13 protein-coding genes and 1 pseudogene are annotated in these 14,780 nt (G+C 73.0%); 7 read left to right on the forward strand and 7 right to left on the reverse strand.

Translation table 11 applies throughout. The annotated features are described in order from the left end of the window. Positions 1-11: 11 nt before the first annotated feature. Positions 12-950 carry a nucleotidyl transferase AbiEii/AbiGii toxin family protein gene (locus tag IF88_RS0134455; RefSeq protein ID WP_234323801.1) on the forward strand — a complete coding sequence of 313 codons (939 nt, stop codon included), beginning with the start codon at positions 12-14 and terminating at the stop codon, positions 948-950. Between the two features lie 61 nt (positions 951-1,011). Here the strand turns inward: IF88_RS0134455 and IF88_RS44580 are convergent. Next, a pseudogene (locus IF88_RS44580) lies at positions 1,012-2,016 on the reverse strand (aminoglycoside phosphotransferase family protein). 4 nt (positions 2,017-2,020) lie between these two features. Next, positions 2,021-5,173 carry a DUF4132 domain-containing protein gene (locus tag IF88_RS49205; RefSeq protein ID WP_078893321.1) on the reverse strand — a complete coding sequence of 1,051 codons (3,153 nt, stop codon included), beginning with the start codon at positions 5,171-5,173 and terminating at the stop codon, positions 2,021-2,023. A gap of 414 nt (positions 5,174-5,587) precedes the next feature. Between IF88_RS49205 and IF88_RS0134475 the strand changes: the two genes are divergently transcribed. Beyond that, positions 5,588-5,818: a hypothetical protein gene (locus tag IF88_RS0134475; protein ID WP_158754757.1), complete on the forward strand. Its 231-nt coding sequence runs from the start codon at positions 5,588-5,590 to the stop codon at positions 5,816-5,818. A 52-nt stretch (positions 5,819-5,870) separates the two neighbouring features. Here the strand turns inward: IF88_RS0134475 and IF88_RS0134480 are convergent, their stop codons facing one another. Beyond that, positions 5,871-6,263, reverse strand: a complete 393-nt coding sequence (locus IF88_RS0134480; RefSeq protein ID WP_030721779.1) for a CU044_2847 family protein — start codon at positions 6,261-6,263, stop codon at positions 5,871-5,873. Positions 6,264-6,609: 346 nt separating this feature from the next. On the opposite strand from IF88_RS0134480, the gene IF88_RS0134485 reads away from it, so the two are divergent. Beyond that, the gene (locus IF88_RS0134485) at positions 6,610-7,158 is read left to right on the forward strand and encodes an HPP family protein (RefSeq protein ID WP_030721781.1); all 549 of its coding nucleotides are present in this window, start codon (positions 6,610-6,612) and stop codon (positions 7,156-7,158) included. Positions 7,159-7,299: 141 nt separating this feature from the next. Beyond that, positions 7,300-8,547, forward strand: coding sequence for an MFS transporter (locus tag IF88_RS0134490; protein ID WP_030721783.1), 1,248 nt, complete (start codon positions 7,300-7,302; stop codon positions 8,545-8,547). 21 nt (positions 8,548-8,568) lie between these two features. Here the strand turns inward: IF88_RS0134490 and IF88_RS42560 are convergent, their stop codons facing one another. After that, entirely contained in the window at positions 8,569-8,784 is a 216-nt protein-coding gene (locus tag IF88_RS42560; RefSeq protein WP_051838059.1) for a hypothetical protein, read from the reverse strand. Then, entirely contained in the window at positions 8,781-9,071 is a 291-nt protein-coding gene (locus IF88_RS42565; protein ID WP_051838061.1) for a hypothetical protein, read from the reverse strand. The genes IF88_RS42560 and IF88_RS42565 overlap by 4 nt, the downstream gene beginning before the upstream one ends. A 209-nt stretch (positions 9,072-9,280) precedes the next feature. On the opposite strand from IF88_RS42565, the gene IF88_RS0134500 reads away from it, so the two are divergent. Then, positions 9,281-9,622, forward strand: a complete 342-nt coding sequence (locus IF88_RS0134500) for a hypothetical protein (protein ID WP_030721785.1) — start codon at positions 9,281-9,283, stop codon at positions 9,620-9,622. 41 nt (positions 9,623-9,663) lie between these two features. Here the strand turns inward: IF88_RS0134500 and IF88_RS0134505 are convergent, their stop codons facing one another. Both IF88_RS0134505 and IF88_RS42570 read right to left on the reverse strand, forming a co-directional pair. Further along, positions 9,664-11,127, reverse strand: coding sequence for an amidase (locus IF88_RS0134505; protein ID WP_234323802.1), 1,464 nt, complete (start codon positions 11,125-11,127; stop codon positions 9,664-9,666). Between the two features lie 163 nt (positions 11,128-11,290). Next, positions 11,291-12,199, reverse strand: a complete 909-nt coding sequence (locus IF88_RS42570) for an alpha/beta fold hydrolase (RefSeq protein WP_078893322.1) — start codon at positions 12,197-12,199, stop codon at positions 11,291-11,293. A 126-nt stretch (positions 12,200-12,325) separates the two neighbouring features. Between IF88_RS42570 and IF88_RS0134515 the strand changes: the two genes are divergently transcribed. Beyond that, positions 12,326-12,889: a PadR family transcriptional regulator gene (locus tag IF88_RS0134515; protein WP_030721796.1), complete on the forward strand. Its 564-nt coding sequence runs from the start codon at positions 12,326-12,328 to the stop codon at positions 12,887-12,889. Between the two features lie 87 nt (positions 12,890-12,976). Then, the gene (locus tag IF88_RS0134520) at positions 12,977-14,701 is read left to right on the forward strand and encodes an acyl-CoA dehydrogenase family protein (RefSeq protein WP_030721798.1); all 1,725 of its coding nucleotides are present in this window, start codon (positions 12,977-12,979) and stop codon (positions 14,699-14,701) included. Positions 14,702-14,780 lie beyond the last annotated feature (79 nt).

Raw genomic sequence — 14,780 nt, forward strand, 5'->3', positions numbered from 1 at the left:
CGCACCGGGCGGTGCTCGATCACCTGCTCGGCCTCGTCGCCGGGTCGCCGTTGGGTGACGACCTGGTGCTGCGCGGGAGCATGGTGATGCCGGCGTGGGTGGGGGCCGACGCGCGGGAGCCGGCGGACCTCGACTGGATCGTTCCCCGGCCCCTGCTGATGCCGATCGATACCGGGCACCCGTATCCGTACGTGGAGGGGGTGGAGGTCGTCCAGCAGTGGCCGGAGGCCGCGGACGGCGCGGACCGGTACGAGATCTGGAAGTTCGAGGAGTTCGACACCAGGGGCCTTCGGCCCGCGGTGCCGCCCGAAGGGCTGCACTGGATCGTCGAAGCCGAGCCGGAGGGCTGCCCACCGCACGAAACGCTGCTCGGCCTGGTGCGTGAGCGTCCGGTGGCCGCGCCGGGGGTGGTCCTCGATGCGGACGCCGCCCGGGAAGACGGCACCTGGACCTACTGGGAGTACGACACTCCGGGCATACGCCTGAGCATCCCGTGGGAGGCGGAAGGCCTCCCCCCGGGCGAGGTGCGGCTGGACTTCGCCCGCGACGAGTGGCTCCCGGAGCCGCCCGTCCTGACGGCGATACCCCGTGGTGACGGCACCGGCCCCACCGTCGTGCGCACCGCGAGCCGTGAACTGTCGCTGGCCTGGAAGCTGCTGTGGCTGCACGCCGACTGCGCCTCGGAGGGCCGGGCGCGGGCGAAGGACCTCTACGACGCCGTACTCCTCGCGGAGGCGCAGGCCACGGGACTGTCCCCACGGCTGCTGCGCAGGGTGCTCCGCCACGAGCCGGGCCGCACGGCTGCCGCGGACGCCCCGCGCCTGGACGCGGTCGCGCTGCGGTCCGTGGACTGGGAGGCCTTCCGCGCGCACCACCCACGGGTACGGGGCACGGCGCAGGAGTGGCCGCGGCGCCTGGGCCGGGCGCTGGAACCAGTGTGGGGCCGGTAGCCGGTGGGCAGAGCGGGAACGGTTCCTGGCAGGGTGGCCTGCCGTGGACGTCCCTGGCGGCTCAAGGCCGCTCTGCGGGGACGGGCCGGAGCGTGGGCCAGCGGGCGAGCATGCGGTGGCGCATGGCGGTGCAGGCTGCTCAGGCCGGTGAGGGAGGCGTCGTCGGCCGTCATCCGGCCGACGACTCCGAGCCGGTGCACGAGCCGTTGGCGGGCGGTCGCGGTGCCCCACGTCCAGTCTCGGCGGGGAATCCGGGCCAGGTGGTCCGTGCCTTCGCGGTGTGCCCGCTGGACCAGCGCGTCGCCGCGGATCAGCCAGCCGGCACACGCGTCCGCGAGCCCGCCTTGGACTTCCGAGCCGGTCGCGGTGCGCCACTCCTCGCGGTAGGCGCTCTCGGCCCGCTCCAGCAGCGGCTCCGCCGCCGAAGTGACGCACCAGCAGGTCGGAAAGCCGATGCGGAGGTAGGCGAGCTCCATCAGACCGCTGCCCAATGACGCTTGTTCGAAGTCGATGAACCTGATCCCCGAGGCCGTGTGGAGATCGTTGCCGGGGCAGGGGTCCCCGTGGAGGAGGGCATGTCCGGGTGCCTGGCCGAGCCTGTCGACGAGGGCGTCGAGTTCGCCGGACACGCCGGACGCGACCGGGACCTCCAGCGCACCGGCCAGGCGCGGGTCGGGCCCTGCCACCGGGGAAGCACCCCGGCGTCGTCCGGGCGGCCCGTGGCGTGCAGCCGCGCCAACGCGGCCGCGTAGTCGACGATCCAGTCGCCGGCCGGGCGTTGGTGTTCCAGATCCTCCAGTACCAGGACCCGCTCGGCGGGGTCGGTGGCCAGCAACGCCGGCACCACGGGCACACCGGATCGGGCCGCGAGCCGCAGGGCGGCCACCTCACGGGCGTACCGCTCGTCGGCCTCGGGACCGCCGACGAGCTGCTTCACCACCGCTGTTGACGCCGGCAACTCGACGCGCCACACCCGCGAGCGGGGGCTGCTGCCCAGTCTGAGAGGGCTCTCGGGCACTCCCAGCTCGGTCCGCAACGCGTCTCCGAACGGCAATCGTGTCCCCATCAACTCATCCTCCCCCTCGCACGAACCGGCGGAGCGTCGCCTGCCACATCTCGCACCACAGCACGCCCTGTACGACGCCGAGGGCCTGCGATCGGCAGGATACGTCCGTGGTCGGCGGCAGCGCCGCCTCGATCCCGGGCAGCAGGTCCTGCGCGAACTCCGACGGCGGGTCGAAGGCGAGGTACCGGCTCCTGCGGGTGGCCGGTTCCACGGCGAACACCTGCGCATGGCGCTGCCGGGTGGCGGCGTCCGTCGACTCCAGCAGTTTCCGCGCGTGGTCGACGGTCACCTCCCGCAGTCCGCACGTGTCCGTCCGGCCGCCGTCGTGCTCGTGGCTGAGGCAGTGGGCGCGCAGGGTGCCCGCCAGCAGTGCGGCCGGATCGGCGGCCAGTGCCTCCTGTACGTGGGCGTCGAAGTGCTTCGCCGCCCCGGCGACGACGAAGGGCTCGACATGGAGCAGCAGGTCCTGGAGGGCGAACAGCCCTCCCGTGCCGCCCTCCCGCACGCGCCGTGCACGTTCGTCGAGGATCCCGGTCATCAGCTCCCGCAGCGGTTCCAGCGCGGCCACCCGCTTCGTGACCTTCGGGAACGGCGTGAGGCCGTGCCGTGTGACGGTGTAGCCGTGGCTCCCCCGCACGGCGCCGATCAGTTCGGTGCGGATGGTCTCGCGGAACGCGGGATCGCCGAGTACGGATTCGACACCGCTGGTCCCCCGGCGCTGTATCCACTGCAGGGCGAAGACGCGCTGACCGTCGCCGGGTTCGGCGAGCGGCATTCCCACCCGCCGCATCAGGACGAGCAGTTCGAGGTCGACGCCGACGCCCCAGAAGTCACCCCCGAGCGATCTGCTCTCCAGCCCGAGCAGCGGGTCGCGGGTCTCGCCCGCCTCGCGCATCCGGGCCGCGATCGACGCCAGCACCGGTTCCAGGCCGGCGACGGGCTGGCGCAGGCCCGCGTACTGCCGGAGGAACAGCGTCAGCCAGGCGTTCGCTGCCTTCGCCGACGCGGCGGAGTCCGGCTCCGCCCCTCCGGTGAGCCGGTCCAGCTGGCCGAGGCGTGCCATCAGGGCGAGCCATGCCTCGGCGGCCGCGGTCTTCGCCACGGCCGAGGAGCCCCGGGGCTCCGGCAGGTGGGTCCTCAGGTGTCCGGCCGTGTCGGGGTGTTCCGCGAGGTCCCGCTCCAGCGGCGCTGCCCAGGCTTCCCACACGGGCGCCTGGGCCGTCGCCAGTGCGCCGCCCCGCAGCAGCAGGTGGAAGATCTCGGTGTTGGTGTCGTCGGCGACCAGCGGGCCGCCGCCGATCCCCTCCGCCAGCTCCACGGCGAAGGACGCGGGGATGTCGCGCTGCCGGTGGTGCGTGACCCCGTCCCGGACGAAGGAGGTGGGGATCCTGCTCTCCCTGCGGCACGATTCGAGGACGAGCCGCCGGTAGCTCTCGTACGCCTCGCCCGCCGACGAGCGCGCGGCGAGGTCGTCCCGGTACTGCCTGAGCAGCTTCTCGTCGACGACGCCGAGCGCGCGGAACTCGGAGACGAGATCCCACAGAGCACTCTCGTCGATGCCGCCCTGGCGCTTCTCGGCGGCGCGTGCCTCGGTGTAGAGCGGCCTGGCCATCGCCACGCTGCCCGCCGCGGCCACGATCCGCGCACCCTCGTCCAGGGCGAACGGCAGGAGCTCGGGATGAGGCGCCGTCAGCTTCTCCAGGCTCGTCGAAAGCTGGGTCGCGGCCCGGCCCGGTTTCGTGTCCGCCGTCTTCGCGCACGTGCGCAGCGGCGCGAGCAGCCCCATCGCCTGCCGTGCCAGCTCCGGGTGCACCCGGCAGATCCGGGACAGGAAGTCCAGGGGACGTACGGGTGTCCGGCCGACCGGCGTGGCCTCGCCCGCGTCGGGCTCCAGGCCCAGCGCCCGCGCCACCGCGTCCTGTGCCCCGACCGCCCGCGCCACGACCAGCCGTACGAAATGGCCGCCGTCCTCCAGCAGCGGCGATCCGTAGCGGCGCGCGGTGAGCAGTTCCTCGTCGGGGCCGGCGGGGTCGCCCGCGAGGACCGCGCCCGCGTCGAGGAGCCGGCGTGCGTCGGCAGGCTGCCGCGCCTTCGCCGGGCCGGCGTCCGGAGCGCCCGCCGCGGCGTACTCCGCGCACGCGACGAGGAAGGACTGGTACCCGGAGGCCCCGTCGGCGGGCATGGTCCCGAAGGAGCGCACCTGAGAGGCTTCCCGCTCGTCGTAGAGGGCCGTGATCGCTCTGATCCCCTCGGACCAGACGGTCCTCGGCACCACGTCGTACGTCCCCGCCCCCTGCCGGCCCCGGACGTCGCTGAACCAGAAGTCGTGCAGGCTCACCGGAGCCATGGGTCCCTGGTAGCGCAGGTCCGCCACCATGCCGTGTCGGCGTCCCTGGTGGCCGAAGGTGAATCCGGCCCGCTCCCCGCTGACGCGTCCGCCGAACCGCGCCACCGAGCGCTCGAAGCGGGCCCCCGACTCGTACGAGGCCCCGTAGAAGACCGTGATGCCCCCGCGGGTGCTCCGCGCTCCCGGGGCGGGCGCGGGCGAGCAGTCGGGCCGTACGTACACGGCGCGGTGCAGTTGCTCGATCCCTTGCTCCCCGCCCAGCGGATCCAGCAGCTTCCGCCAGCGTTCGAGCAGCCCGGTGCCGCGCGGGTCGAGGAGCACCGGATGCGGGATCACGGCCACGGCGTCGTCCAGCTCGTGTTCCCCGTCGAGTCCCGTCACCACGAGCGCACTGCCGCCCGGGCGCGGCGCGAGGCCCGTGAGCACCCCGGCGCGCCGCACGTCCGGCTCGCCCGCCGACCCGTCACCCGACCCGTCACCCGGCCCGTCGTACGGCGCGATCACCGCGTACCGCAGAGCGCGCTGCCAGTACGGGTCGGGCCACACCTGCCGTATCAACGCGGCGGGCACCGGCAGGCATTGGGTCATCCACCGCTCGACGCTCGTCCGCGCCTCGACCGCATGGTCGCCGATCCATTCCGCCAGCGCGGTCAACTCCCGCGCCAAGGGGTCCGTCTTGAGCGCGGGCGGCACCTTCTTCAGCTCGCGCCCCGCCGCGGTCCGGCAGCGGAGCACCGGCTCCGGCCCGGCCCAGGGATCGAGTGTCAGCTCATAGTCCCCGGCAGCCCTCCATGCGGCGGTCGAACTCATCGCGTGTACCCCCGTGGTGCTTCGATGCCCGCGCACGTACGAGCGGACGATCACAACCTACCGGCCCCCACTGACAACCGACCGCCTGAGCCTCACCGGCCTGCCGTCCCGAGATGCCGAGCGGCGGGTGGGTGACTAGTATCTTCCGTAGGTAACTGTGGCAATTGCGGGAAACACACCCTTTGCCTGCAGTGATGCGCCGGCACGCGTGGCGTGCGAATTTCGCACCAGCCAGCCCCGAAGGTCCGTGGCCCCAACGAGGCCGCGTCGACGGCGGGCGCGCACTCCACACATCACATGTACCTGGGAATTCATGGGCACAGGTGCGGCGCGTGCATCACATCTCATGTGTGAGGAGGAAAAGAAGTCTTCGTGCTCAAAGCAATTATGAAGGGTTCTGAAACCATGCGAGCAATGAGAGTGAAGCGACTCTTCGCGGTGTCTGCCATCGGCGTTCTGATGGCCGGCGGCGCCGCCCTGGGAGCCGCAGGTACGGCTTCGGCGGCAACCCCGACCCACTCCGCCACGTATGTGACCGGCGGCGGCTGGGACCACGACAGGGGCGGCCACGGCTGGTACGACGACGACGATGACGACGACTGGGGCGGCTACGGAGGGTACGGAGGGTACAACGACGACTGCTGACCAGCCGGAAAGGCGCTGTGCGGCTCCAACGCGGGCTGCACAGCGCCACATTTCAGTGCGCGAGCCGTCCGCTTGAGGCGTCCGGACCCACCGCGCCTTCCCCTTCCCGGGGGCGCCACGTGAGGGTGACCGAGATCGCGGCCTTGGCCTCGCCGTCCGCCAGCAGGGCGACGGCCTTGCCCGGCTTCGCCATCAGCTCGATGCCGAAGGTGACGCTGACCTCGTCGGGGCCGGCGGCCAGCGCGGAGTCGAGCACGGCGGAGCCGATGCCGCTGACCAGTTCGTTCAGCTGGTCCACGCGCGCGGTGAGGTGGTCCAGGGCGCCCACGTCCTCGTAGGCGGGTTCGTCCGATCCGCGGGGAACGTCCTCGGGTCGCATCACGCTGACGCGGGCCAGTACGGTCTCCCCGCCCGGCAGTTCGATCTGCTGGATCCGCCGTTCCATCGGCTCTCCCCCTGCCACGGACAACCGGTTTACGCCTGGGCCTCGTCGACCTCGCCGAAGGTCATTGTGCCCCGCCGTATCCGGCCCGTGCAGGGAGATCGCCCGATCCCTGCGCCACCGCGGCCGGACCCACCCTCCGGGTTTCGGCCGTACGCCCATGCCCCACGCCGACGCTCCGACGGCTGCCGCCCCCGCCGGAGCCGCCGAGGACCGGCCGGATATCGTCGTACGGGACGTCCCCGGCCCACCCTCGCCCCGGGCCGCCCCTGCCCCTGGCAAACCCGCCCGGGCATCCCCCGCCCTGCCCCGGCCCGTCGGCCGCCTATCCCGGACGTTCCCCACACACATGAGCACCGACACGATCCTGCGCCCCGAGCCCGCGCCCGCGCCGGCATCGCCCCCATCCGCGAAGGGAGCCGGGCGGGCCCCCAGGCCCACCCCGGCGGCGGCCCTCCACAGCATCTGCGCGGCGACCGCCGTCCTGCTCGGTCTCGTCGCGATCGGCGCGATGATCCACGAACCGGTGCTGATACCCCCGCTGGCCGCCAGCGCCGCGCTGGTCCACAGCGCCCCCGCCCTGCCGCTCGCCCAGCCGCGCAGCGTCGTCATCGGCCACTTGGTCGGCTGCGCCGTGGGCTATTGCGTACTCGCCGTGGCGGGCAGCAGCGCCTGGGCGGCGGCCGTCGCGGCTGGTATCACGCTTGCCCTGAACATGACTGCCCGCACCCCGCACTCGCCTGCCGTGGCCACCGCAGTGATCATCCTGCTCCAGACGCCGGACCCCCGCCGCTTCGTCCCGCTGCTGTTCGGTTCGGCGGTCCTGCTGGTACTGACCGGATACGCCGCTTCCCGCGTTCGCCGCGACGCTCCGCGGTACCCCGCATACTGGTGGTGATCCGGCCAGGGGCCGATCGGTGGTCCGGCCCGGTGGTTTTGACCCGCTGGTTTTGACCCGGTGGTGTGGTGCTCGCTTTGATGGCGCCGGCGACGTGAGGCCATTCGTACGGGGGAGCCAGAGGGCGGGGGCGCGCTGATCATGGTGGGTGGGCGCTCGCTGGGGCGGCGGTTCGGGTGGCTCTGGGCGGCGTACGCGGTCAGCACCCTCGGCACGTGGCTCGCGTTCGACGCGTTCACCTTGATCGCGATCCTCGTACTGCACGCCGGGGCGACCGAGGTGTCGGTGCTGGCGGCCGCGGGGCTGGCGATCGGCTCGGTCGTGGCGTTGCCGGTCGGCCCGTGGGTGGAGTTCCGGCGCAAGCGGCCGGTGATGATCGCGATGGACCTCGTCCGGTTCGCGGCGTTGATGAGCGTGCCCGCGGCGTTCGCGCTCGGCCGGCTCGGCTTCGCCCAGCTGCTCGTCGTGTCGGTCGTCGTCGGCGCAGCCGACATCGCCTTCACGGCGGCCAGTGGCGCATGCCTGAAGGCACTCGTCCGGCCGGAGGACCTGCTCGTCGCGAACGGCCGGTTCGAGTCCACGACCTGGACCGCCACCATGCTCGGCCCCCCGCTCGGCGGTGCCGCGATCGTCCTGATCGGCCCGGTGATGAGCGTGGTGGCCAACGCGGTGAGCTACCTGCTCTCGGCGGCGGGGATCCGCGCGATCGGCGGGCAGGAGGTGCGCCCCGCGCCTGCCAAGGCGCGGCCGCGGCTGCGCGTCCGCGACCTGGCCGAAGGATGGCGGTACATCCTGACCGACTCCGCGCTGCGCCCGCTGTTCGCCAATACGGTCCTGGTCAACGGCCTGATCATGGCGGCCTCGCCGCTGCTCGCCGTCCTCATGGTCCGCGACCTCGGGTTCACGCCCTGGCAGTACGGGCTCGCCTTCGCCGTGCCCTGCGTCGGCGGCCTGATCGGCGCACGGCTGGCTCCCCGGCTCGTCGCGCGGTTCGGCCGCCACAGGGTCATGGTCACGGCCGGGACGCTGCGGGCGTGCTGGCTGCTCGGGCTGGCCCTCGTCGGCCCCGGGACCGCCGGGCTCGTGCTCGTCATGGCCGTGGAGCTCGGGCTGATCACCTGCATGGGCGTGTTCAACCCCGTGTTCGCCACCTACCGGCTCGACCGGACCCCGGCGGACCGGGTCGCCCGCACCCTGTCCGCGTGGTCGGTCACCAGCAAGGCGACCATCGCCGCGCTGACCGCGCTGTGGGGCCTGCTGGCCGGCATCACCAGCGCCCGTACCGCGATCGTGATCGCCGGTCTCCTCGTCATGGCGACCCCGTTCCTCCTCCCCCGGCACGACGGCACGCCGCGGCACGAGCGGGAACCGGTTCGAGACCGCACCTGACGCACCTGACGCACCCGCGGTTCACCGCCGGGGCCTGTCGGTTGGCAACGGCCGGCCGGTCATCGGGCCGGCCAGCACCTGGCCGTCGTAGGGCAGGGTCGGGGCGGTGGCCTCCCACGCGGCCCAGACAGGTGTGCGCCGCATCCCCGCGATGGCTTCCTCCGGCAGGGCCGGCCCGGCGGTCAGGAAGCAGGTGAGCGCCTCGGCCCTGTTCCCGCGCGCGAGGAACTCCTTCACGCGGTCGACGTAGTCGGCGGGCAGCGGCGGGCGGCTCCCCCGACGACGAACGGCGGCTCGTACAGGGCCAGGGCCAGGGCCGCGCTGCCCCTGGCCACGGCCTCCAGGGCGAGGACCGCCCCGGAGGACATCCCGAAGAGCAGCACCGGCAGCGAGGCGAGCGGTGCGTGCGGTGCGTGCGGTGCCCGGGTCATCCAGGTGCCGCCGACGAGGACCAGCGTCGGGCCCGCGTCGCCGTGCCCCTCGCACGCGATCACCGTACCGTCGGACGAGACCACCTCGAACACGTCGCTGCTCCCCAAGCCGCACGGGCCGGGCGGTCAACGGCCCCCATCGGTCCGGTACGTTGGGCATGCCTCGCGGTGACCTGTACGGACGGACAAGATCACGACGAGGTCACCTGGTCGAACCGGCACACCGCCTCCCTGGCGGCCCCGGACCGACCGTCCCGCGCGGCCGGAGCCCTCCTCGGACCGCCCTACTCCAGGAGTACCCCGTGGCGCGCTCGCTCGACGGCCTCGTCTTCGTCCCCGTGGCCGACCAGGCGCCCGGGCAGGTCGGTCGGCAGACCCGGTTCGAGTACCGCGAGCAGGACGGCCGGGTCTGGGCCGAGTACGGCGGCGGGGACGTGCTCAGGGGCTACCTCGTCGGCACGCGGGCGGACGACGCCGTCGACTTCCGCTACGTGCAGCTCCGCCTCGACGGGACGACCGCGTCCGGGCACTGCACCTCGCTCGTCACGGAGCTCCCCGACGGCCGCCTGCGCCTGGAGGAGACGTGGACGTGGGAGTCCCAGGAGGGTCACGGCACCAGCACGGTCGAGGAGCCGCTCGGCTGAGGGCCGGCCGCCGACGCTCACGCCACGGCCGGCCCGCTCGATCACCGGGCCGCAGGCTCCGGACGCCGCTGCGACCACGGCCGGACCGTCTCCAGCTGCGCCGCCACCCGGAGCACGGTCACCTCGTCGTCGCGGCGTCCCACCAGCTGCACGGCGAGCGGCAGCCCGTCCGGCCCGTGGCCCGCCGGGACGGAGGCGGCCGGGTGGCCGGTGACATTCCACAGCGCGGTGTAGGCGACCATCGGGCGCGAGCGCGCCAGCGCCGTCAGCAGCCCGGCGCCGTCCAGCGCGCCCACCGGGCGAGGGCGCTCGGCGATCACCGGGGTCAGCAGCAGGTCCATGGTGGTGAACATCCGGTCCGCGCGTACCGCCAGCCGCTCCCCCGCCCGGATCCCGCGCTCCACGGCGGATTCGGGGACCAGCCGGGCGAGCGCGAGGGTGTTGCGGGTGCGCCGCTCCAGCAGGTCGGGGCGCTCGACGGCGGCGGCCTCCGCCCGTACGCCGCCGCAGAACTGGGCGGCGAACGGGGCCGACGCGTCCGGGTAGCGGGGGTTCACCTCGCGTACGTCGTGACCCAGTTCGCGCAGGGCCCGAGCGGTCTCCAGCATGGCCTCGACGTGCGCCGGATGCGGGCGTACGCCGGGCACGGCGGGCTTGGCGGAGTAGCCGATGCGGAGCCGGCCGGGCTGGGTCTCCAGGGCCCGTACCCAGCCGGTGGCCGCGGGGCGGGCGCTCCAGCGGTCGGTGGGGGTGGTGCCGGCGAGGACGTCGTAGAGCAGGGCGCTGTCGCGCACCGTGCGGGTCAGCGGTCCCACGGTGCCGAGTGCGTACCAGAGGTGGGCGTTCGGGGCGGTGGAGACCCGGCCGCGCTGGGGTTTGAGGCCGAAGAGTCCGCAGCAGGCCGCCGGGATGCGGATCGAGCCGCCGCCGTCGCCGCCGAGCGCCGCTGCGACCAGTCCGGCCGCGACGGCGGCGGCGCTGCCGCCGCTGGAGCCGCCGGGGGTGCGGGTGGTGTCCCAGGGGTTGCGGGTGTGGCCGTGGGCGACGGACTCGGTGAAGGGCCATTGGCCGAACTCGGGCATCGTCGTCTTGCCGATGACGACGGCTCCGGCCGCGCGCAGGCGGCGTACGGCCTCGGAGTCGACGGTGACGGGGGTGTGGTTGGCGGCACCGCCGAAGGTGGTGACCTGCCCGGCGACGTCCAGCTCGTCCTTGACCGCGATGGGCACGCCGTGGAGCGGGCCGTGCGCCCCTTCCGCGTCCCGGGCGTCGGCCTCGGCGAGGGCCTGCTCGGCGAGGACGATGCGGAAGGCTCCGAGGGCGGGGTCGATCCGGGCGATGCGGCGCAGCGCGGCCTCGACGAGGGCGCGGGAGGTGGTCTTGCCGGTGCGGACCAGTTCGGCCTGCCGCTCGACGGACTGGTACATCAACTCCGCATCGTGCCGGGCCTGTTCCTCGCCCTGTCCCCCGTCCGGCTCGCCGCTCTGTGCGCCGTCCCTGTCCATGGCCACCCCTCCCGCTTACCAGTCGGTAACTCCGAGCAAGGCTGTCGTCCCACCGCCTGCACGTCAAGCACCCGTTGTCGGCCCGTAGTGCGGCGACATGCCCTGTCACACGCCTGTGACAGTCGGCGGACACGGCCATGAAGTGGCGCGGGCAATCTCTTTATCAGGGACAAACACCGCATTCCGGAAAGCCTCGGAAAGCGTCCCCTGCTTCCGAGGTCGTGAGCAGAGATGACCGAGACGACGCCAGCAGGTGGGGGGTCTGCGGGCGCAGGCCCACCAGCGCCTGCTGGGCCTTGGGCCAGGCCGTCTCCAGCTTCGCCAGGAGGTCCTTGGACATGGTGGCCGGCGCGGCGAAGGGTTCGGTCTTGGTGAGCACCGCGACCGGGACCGGCGGGAGCGGGCCGCCGCGGTCGATGGCGGTGACCACGCCCTCGATGTCGACCTGCTCGAAGGCCGGGTCCGCGTCGAAGGGCGTGCCCGGATGCCGCAGCGCCTCGACGTACGCCGCCCAGTCCGCCCCCATCGCGGGCTTCAGCGCGGGCCCCAGCGCGTCGACCAGGACCAGCCCGCGGGTCCGCTCCGGGTGCTCCTGCGCGTACCGCAGGGCGAGCATCCCGCCGAACGAGTGCCCCACCAGCAGGTACGGACCCGGTACGTGTCCGGCGGTCAGCACCCGGTCCAGGTCCTGGACCATGGCGGGCAGTTCCCGGGTGCCCCGTACGGGCGTGCTGCGGGTGGTGAGCGTCGGTGGCTGCGTGTAGCGGATGGTGCCCGGGCGGTCGTAGGTGCAGACGCGGGTGAACGCGGCCACGCCCGGCAGCACCGCCGGCACCTTCGGAACGGGCGGGGTGGTGTCGGTGAGGGACCACGGGTCGGAGGCCTCGTGCAGCCCGGACAGCAGGACGACGGTGGGGCTCCCGGAGCCGGAGCAGTGCAGGTACAGGCTCCGCCCACCACCGACGTCCACCCGCTGCTCGGTATCCCCGCCGCCCGGCCGCGGTGTGCCCGCCACCAGCAGGACGACGGCTACCGCGGCGGCCGTCACCCCGCCCCGTACGCGCCTTCGCATGCCCCCAGCGTCCCGCGGCCTCCGACACCCCGCCAACCGGACCCGGCCCGGCCCGCCCGGGTGAGCCGCGTCTCACCTGGCTGCCGGCGCTTGTCTGTGCAACAAGTTGCATAGCAAGATCCCGGCATGGCGCTCGAACACGCGATCCTCGTCTCCCTGCTGGAGAAGCCGGGCTCCGGCTATGAGCTGGCCCGCCGCTTCGACCGGTCCATCGGCTACTTCTGGACCGCCACCCACCAGCAGATCTACCGCGTCCTCAAGCGCATGGAGAGCGACGGCCTGCTCACCGTCCGCACCGTCCCACAGCAGGGCCGGCCGGACAAGAACGAGTATTCCGCCGCGGGCGCGGGCCGCGCCGCCCTCGCCCAGTGGCTGCACGAGCCGATCGAACCCGAGAGCCTGCGGCACGACCTCGCCGTGAAGATCCGCGGCGCGGCCTTCGACGAACCGGCCTCGCTGATCCGCGAGGTCGAGCGGCACCAACAGGCGCACCGGGACCGCCTCGCGCGCTATCTCGCCGGGGAGCTGCGCGACTTCACCGGGCCGGACGCCCCCGCCCCCCTCGACGCCGGTCAGGAACTCCAGCACGTCGTCCTGCGCGGCGGAATCGCGCAGGAGCGGATGACGATCGCCTGGCTCGACGACGTCCTGGCGACCCTCCACCGGCTCGCGCGGCCCGCGACCGACTGACCCGCACCGCACACGCCCTCAGCCCCACCCCCTCCCTCCGCGCGTCCGCGCGGCCTTCGACCCCAACCCCTCGGAAGGTGAATCGCCATGTCCGACCCTCTGCTGTTCCACCCGCACACCTACGACCCCGCGCACTTCGACCCGGAGACCCGCAGGCTCCTGCGCGCCACCGTCGACTGGTTCGAGGCCCGCGGCAAGCGCCGGCTCATCGAGGACTACCGCTCCCGCGCCTGGCTGGCCGATTTCCTCGCCTTCTCCGCCGAGGAAGGGCTCTTCGCGACCTTCCTGACCCCGGCCCCCGCCGCCGGCGAGGGCGAGCCGGACAAGCGCTGGGACACCGCGCGCATCGCGGCCCTCAACGAGATCTTCGGCTTCTACGGCCTCGACTACTGGTACGCGTGGCAGGTGACGATCCTCGGCCTCGGCCCGGTCTGGCAGAGCGACAACGCCGCCGCCCGCGCCCGCGCCGCGCAACTCCTCTCCGAGGGCGAGGTGTTCGCCTTCGGTCTGTCCGAGAAGACCCACGGCGCCGACATCTACTCCACCGACATGCTGCTGGAGCCCGACGACGACGGCGGCTTCCGCGCCAGCGGCTCCAAGTACTACATCGGCAACGGCAACGCCGCCGGCCTCGTCTCCGTCTTCGGCCGCCGCACCGACGTCGAAGGCCCCGACGGCTACGTCTTCTTCGCCGCCGACAGCCGCCACCCGGCCTACCAGCTGGTGAAGAACGTCGTCGACTCCTCCAAGTACGTCAGCGAGTTCCGCCTCGATGACTACCCGGTGTCCGCCGCCGACGTCCTGCACACCGGCCGCGCCGCCTTCGACGCGGCCCTGAACACCGTCAACGTCGGCAAGTTCAACCTCTGCACCGCCTCGATCGGCATCTGCGAGCACGCGATGTACGAGGCCGTCACGCATGCCAGCAACCGGATCCTCTACGGCCGCCCCGTCACCGCCTTCCCGCACGTGCGCCGCGAGCTGGCCGACGCCTACGTCCGCCTCGTCGGGATGAAGCTCTTCAGCGACCGCGCCGTCGACTACTTCCGCTCCGCGGGACCCGACGACCGCCGCTACCTGCTCTTCAACCCGATGACCAAGATGAAGGTCACCACGGAGGGCGAGAAGGTCATCGACCTGATGTGGGACGTCATCGCCGCAAAGGGCTTCGAGAAGGACAACTACTTCGCCCAGGCGGCCATCGAGATCCGCGGACTGCCGAAGCTCGAGGGCACCGTCCACGTCAACCTCGCGCTGATCCTCAAGTTCATGCGCAACCACCTGCTGGACCCGGCCGAGTACACACCCGTACCGACGCGTCTCGACGCCGCCGACGACGACTTCCTGTTCCGGCAGGGACCGGCCCGCGGTCTGGGCTCCGTACGCTTCCACGACTGGCGTCCCGCGTACGACGCCTACGCCGCCGTGCCCAACGTCGCGCGCTTCCGCGAGCAGGCCGACGCCCTGTGCGAGTTCGCGGCCACCATCGCCCCCGACGAGAAGCAGAGCCGCGACCTCGACTTCCTCCTCTCCGTGGGCCAGCTGTTCGCGCTGGTCGTGCACGGACAGCTCATCCTGGAGCAGGCCCGCCTGACGGACCTGGACGAGTCCGTCCTCGACGAACTGTTCTCCGTCCTCGTGCGCGACTTCTCCCAGCACGCCATCGAGCTCCACGGCAAGGACTCCACCACGGCCGAGCAGCAGGCCTGGGCGCTCGGCGCGATCCGGCGCCCGGTCGTCGACGAGGCCCGCGCGGCCCGTGTCTGGGCGCGCGTCGAGGCGCTCTCGGGAGCGTACGAGATGGCCCCGTAGGCCCGGGGTCCCCTCGCCGGCCTGCCGCCACGCCACCGGCGAGCAGGCCGGCGTCGGGACAGAAGGTGTCAGGACGTGG

Origin of the sequence: Streptomyces sp. NRRL F-2580 (assembly GCF_000720115.1) — a bacterium.
Lineage (GTDB): Bacteria > Actinomycetota > Actinomycetes > Streptomycetales > Streptomycetaceae > Streptomyces.

What these genes read in the sequence shown, in the direction of transcription:
- IF88_RS49205 (WP_078893321.1), bottom strand. Translation starts at nt 5,173, where the DNA reads ATGAGTTCGACCGCCGCATGGAGGGCTGCCGGGGACTATGAGCTGACA.
- IF88_RS0134475 (WP_158754757.1), top strand. Translation starts at nt 5,588, where the DNA reads ATGAGAGTGAAGCGACTCTTCGCGGTGTCTGCCATCGGCGTTCTGATG.
- IF88_RS0134480 (WP_030721779.1), bottom strand. Translation starts at nt 6,263, where the DNA reads ATGGAACGGCGGATCCAGCAGATCGAACTGCCGGGCGGGGAGACCGTA.
- IF88_RS0134485 (WP_030721781.1), top strand. Translation starts at nt 6,610, where the DNA reads ATGAGCACCGACACGATCCTGCGCCCCGAGCCCGCGCCCGCGCCGGCA.
- IF88_RS0134490 (WP_030721783.1), top strand. Translation starts at nt 7,300, where the DNA reads ATGGTGGGTGGGCGCTCGCTGGGGCGGCGGTTCGGGTGGCTCTGGGCG.
- IF88_RS0134505 (WP_234323802.1), bottom strand. Translation starts at nt 11,127, where the DNA reads ATGGACAGGGACGGCGCACAGAGCGGCGAGCCGGACGGGGGACAGGGC.
- IF88_RS42570 (WP_078893322.1), bottom strand. Translation starts at nt 12,199, where the DNA reads ATGCGAAGGCGCGTACGGGGCGGGGTGACGGCCGCCGCGGTAGCCGTC.
- IF88_RS0134515 (WP_030721796.1), top strand. Translation starts at nt 12,326, where the DNA reads ATGGCGCTCGAACACGCGATCCTCGTCTCCCTGCTGGAGAAGCCGGGC.
- IF88_RS0134520 (WP_030721798.1), top strand. Translation starts at nt 12,977, where the DNA reads ATGTCCGACCCTCTGCTGTTCCACCCGCACACCTACGACCCCGCGCAC.